The sequence below is a fragment of the Streptococcus sp. genome (assembly GCF_030528045.1).
Taxonomy (GTDB): domain Bacteria; phylum Bacillota; class Bacilli; order Lactobacillales; family Streptococcaceae; genus Streptococcus.
Window position 1 is genome coordinate 1 of sequence record NZ_JAUMZR010000072.1, and the last position, 3,678, is coordinate 3,678.

Annotated in this window: 3 protein-coding genes; all 3 read right to left on the bottom strand. The window is 42.2% G+C overall.

Annotation, left to right across the window (positions count from 1 at the left end; all coding sequences use genetic code 11):
• Positions 1-76: 76 nt before the first annotated feature.
• The 3 genes from Q4A91_RS09300 to Q4A91_RS09310 all read right to left on the bottom strand — a co-directional run bounded on the left by Q4A91_RS09300 (position 77) and on the right by Q4A91_RS09310 (position 3,462).
• Positions 77-511 carry a cytidine deaminase gene (locus Q4A91_RS09300; RefSeq protein ID WP_303214240.1) on the bottom strand — a complete coding sequence of 145 codons (435 nt, stop codon included), beginning with the start codon at positions 509-511 and terminating at the stop codon, positions 77-79.
• Between the two features lie 12 nt (positions 512-523).
• Positions 524-1,984 (bottom strand): glutamate--tRNA ligase, encoded by a 1,461-nt coding sequence (gltX, locus tag Q4A91_RS09305; protein WP_303214241.1) that lies wholly within the window; start codon positions 1,982-1,984, stop codon positions 524-526.
• 128 nt (positions 1,985-2,112) lie between these two features.
• The gene (locus Q4A91_RS09310) at positions 2,113-3,462 is read right to left on the bottom strand and encodes a glucose-6-phosphate isomerase (RefSeq protein WP_000018244.1); all 1,350 of its coding nucleotides are present in this window, start codon (positions 3,460-3,462) and stop codon (positions 2,113-2,115) included.
• Positions 3,463-3,678 lie beyond the last annotated feature (216 nt).

A 3,678-nucleotide genomic window follows, 5' to 3' on the forward strand; every position in this document is an offset into this window, starting at 1 on the left:
CCTTTGTCAAGGACTTTTTTCCTCTTTACCAAAATTCTGAAAAGATTAGGGAAAGAGCCAGTTAAACTGACTCCCTCTATTTATCTTGCCAATTAGTCGCACGCTCCTCTCCCCACCAGTAAGGAATCAACTCGGCAACTTTGATTGTTTTTCTTGTTTCGTAGTTCATCATGAACTCTGCTTCTTTGTTTCCAGCATTCAATTCTAAGAGAAATTCTCTGCAAGCGCCACAGGGCATACCTGATCCTTCACCATAGGGAGGTTTATCTCGAAAGGCGAGGATTTTCTTAACTTTGGTCTGTCCTGAAAATTGATACATATTGAAGAGAGCTGCTCGTTCTGCACAGAGATGAAAAACGCCACAAGTGCCCTCCATACAAAATCCTGTGAAGATCTGACCATTTTCTGCTTCTACCGCAGCAACAACATGGTTAGCATAAACAAAGTCAGGAACTTCATGGGGATTGTATAAGGTTCGTGCTTCTTCATACATTTTTTCCCATGTATCCATCGGAAGTCCTTTTTATTTAGAAATCTCTTTCAGCATGTTTTCAATATGCTGGATTGACTTTTCACGTCCGAGTAAGAAAATGGTGTCTGGTAATTCTGGTCCATGCATTTCACCTGATACAGCAATACGAATCGGCATGAAGAGGTTTTTCCCTTTAATACCTGTTTCTTTTTGAATTGCTTTGATTTGTGGGAAGATATTTTTTGTCACAAATTCTTCATCTGTCATTGCTTCTAGTTTCGCTTTGAAGGCTTCTAGAACAACCGGAACGGTTTCTCCTGCCATGACCTCGCACTCAGCGTCTGTCAACTCTGGGAAATCCGAGAAGAAAAGATCTGTCAATGGAACGATTTCATCCACTGACTTCATTTGTGGTTTGTAGAGTTCCACCATTTTTTCAGACTTGTCAGTCAAACGCCCTGCTTCTTCTAAGTAAGGTTTAGCCATTTCAAAGATAGTAGCTAGATCTGCTCTCTTGATGTAGTCGTTGCTCATCCAGTCTAGTTTCTTCTGATCAAAGGCAGCTGGTGACTTGCTGAGACGATTTTCATCAAAGAGTTTAATCAATTCCTCACGAGAGAAAATTTCATCTTCGCCACCTGGATTCCAACCAAGAAGGGCAATAAAGTTAAAGACAGCTTCTGGAAGATAGCCTTTCTTACGGTAATCTTCGATAAATTGAAGGGTATTGGTATCGCGTTTAGACAATTTTTTACCCGTTTCAGAGTTGATGATCAAAGTCATGTGACCGAACTCTGGAGCTTCCCAACCAAGAGCCTCATAAACCATAAGCTGTTTGGGTGTGTTGGCAATGTGGTCATCTCCGCGAATAACATGGGAAATTTGCATGTCATGGTCATCGATGACAACGGCAAAGTTGTAAGTTGGGTAACCATCTTTCTTTTGGATAACCCAGTCGCCACCGATGTTGCCACCTTCAAACTCGATATCACCTTTGACCATATCATGCCATTTGTAGATACCAGACTCATTGACAGCCAAACGAACAGTTGGGATGATACCAGCTGCTTCACGTTCTGCGATGTAAGCTACTTTTTCTTCTTCGCTCATACCAAGATATTCATTGATGTAACGCGGTGTTTCGCCAGCTGCTTCTTGGCGTTCGCGCTCAGCCGCCAACTCTTCTTCTGTAACGTAAGATTTGTAGGCTTTTCCTTCGGCTAGCAATTGGTCGATGTATCTTTGATAGAGTTCCAAACGCTCTGATTGGCGGTAATTTCCATGAGTTTCCGGGCTTTCATCCCAATCCATGCCCAACCAGCGAAGATTTTCAAGCTGAGAACGTTCACCATCCTCAACATGGCGCTTACGGTCAGTATCTTCGATACGAATGATAAAAGTTCCACCATGATGGCGTGCGTAAAGGTAGTTAAACAATGCTGTACGGGCATTTCCGATGTGTAGGAGTCCTGTTGGACTTGGTGCGTAGCGTACGCGGATATCTTTTGACATAGTTTCTCCTATAAAGTCTCTAGGCGTCTGCCTTTTTGCTTTCTATATTATATCACAAGTCTCGCCTGAGTCCAATGTCTACGAATAAAGAGAGTAAAAAAGAGTGGACAAGCCACTCTTTTCTTCTATTATAGACGTGCGTTAAGCTCTTTGCTCAATTCTTCAAATCCTGGTTTTCCAAGAAGGGCAAACATGTTGCGTTTGTATGCTTCAACACCTGGTTGGTCAAATGGGTTAATGGCATTCAAGTAACCTGAAAGGGCAATTGCCAATTCGAAGAAGTAGATAGTGTAACCAAGAGTGAAGGCATCTTGCTCTGGAAGAGTTACGTACATGTTTGGCACATCACCGTCAGTGTGGGCAAGAAGAACACCGTCAGTTGCTTTTTTGTTTACAAAGTCAACGTCTTTTCCTTGAAGGTAACCAAGTCCGTCAAGGTCTTCTTCCAAAGTAGGGATAATCACGTTCTTACGTGGTTTGTCAACACGGACAACTGTTTCAAACATGATACGAGTTCCTTCTTGGATAAATTGACCCAATGAGTGCAAGTCAGTTGAGAAGTTTGCTGAAGTTGGGTAAATCCCTTTTTGGTCTTTCCCTTCTGACTCACCAGCCAATTGTTTCCACCATTCTGAGAAGTATTGAAGTGATGGCTCGTAGTTTACCAAGATTTCAGTAGCGTAGCCTTTACGGTAAAGGATGTTACGAACTGCTGCGTATTGGTATGCTTCGTTTTCAGCAATCTTGTCTGAAGTGTAGTCTTTACGAGCTGCGTTGGCACCTTCCATAAGAGCTTTGATGTCTGCACCTGATGCTGCGATTGGAAGCAAACCAACTGCTGTCAAGACTGAGAAGCGTCCACCGATGTCATCTGGAACCACAAATGTTTCCCAACCGTTGGCATCTGCTTCAACCTTAACAGCACCTTTTTGGCGGTCAGTTGTAGCATAGATACGTTTGTTAGCTTCTTCTTGTCCGTATTTCTTAACCAAGAGTTCTTTGAAGACACGGAAAGCAATCGCTGGTTCTGTTGTTGTACCTGATTTAGAAATCACGTTTACTGAGAAGTCTTTGTCAGCTACGTACTCTACCAAGTCAGCAAGGTAAGTTGATGAGATTGAGTTTCCAGCATAAAGGATTTGTGGCGCTTTACGTTCTTCTTTTGTTTGCAAGTTAGCAAAGTGGTGGTTCAAGAAGTCGATGGCTGCTTTGGCACCAAGGTAAGATCCACCGATACCGATTACAACCAAAACATCGCTGTCTGATTTGATTTGCTCAGCAGCTTTCAAGATGCGGTCGAATTCTTCGCGGTCATAATTTTCAGGAAGGTCCAACCAACCCAAAAAGTCGCTACCAGCACCAGTTCCTTTACGAATCAATTCGTCTGCAGCTGTTACTTGTGCTTGCATGTATTCCACTTCATGTGGGGCAACAAATTTGTCTAAAACTTTTGAATAATCAAATTTAATATGTGACATGATAATCCTCCAAAATTTCTTCTTTTCTATCATAACGCTTACCTTCGATTTTTTCAAGCTTTTTATTGAATTTGCCCAATTTTTATCAGAATTCAAACGTTTGCGTAAATTTGCTAAAATATAAAAAATCTGAAAGGACGAATCATAACCACCCGTCTAATGGGTGGTTTGCACCAGGGCTATAAGCTCAAATTACCAGCCAGCGCCTAAAGGCGC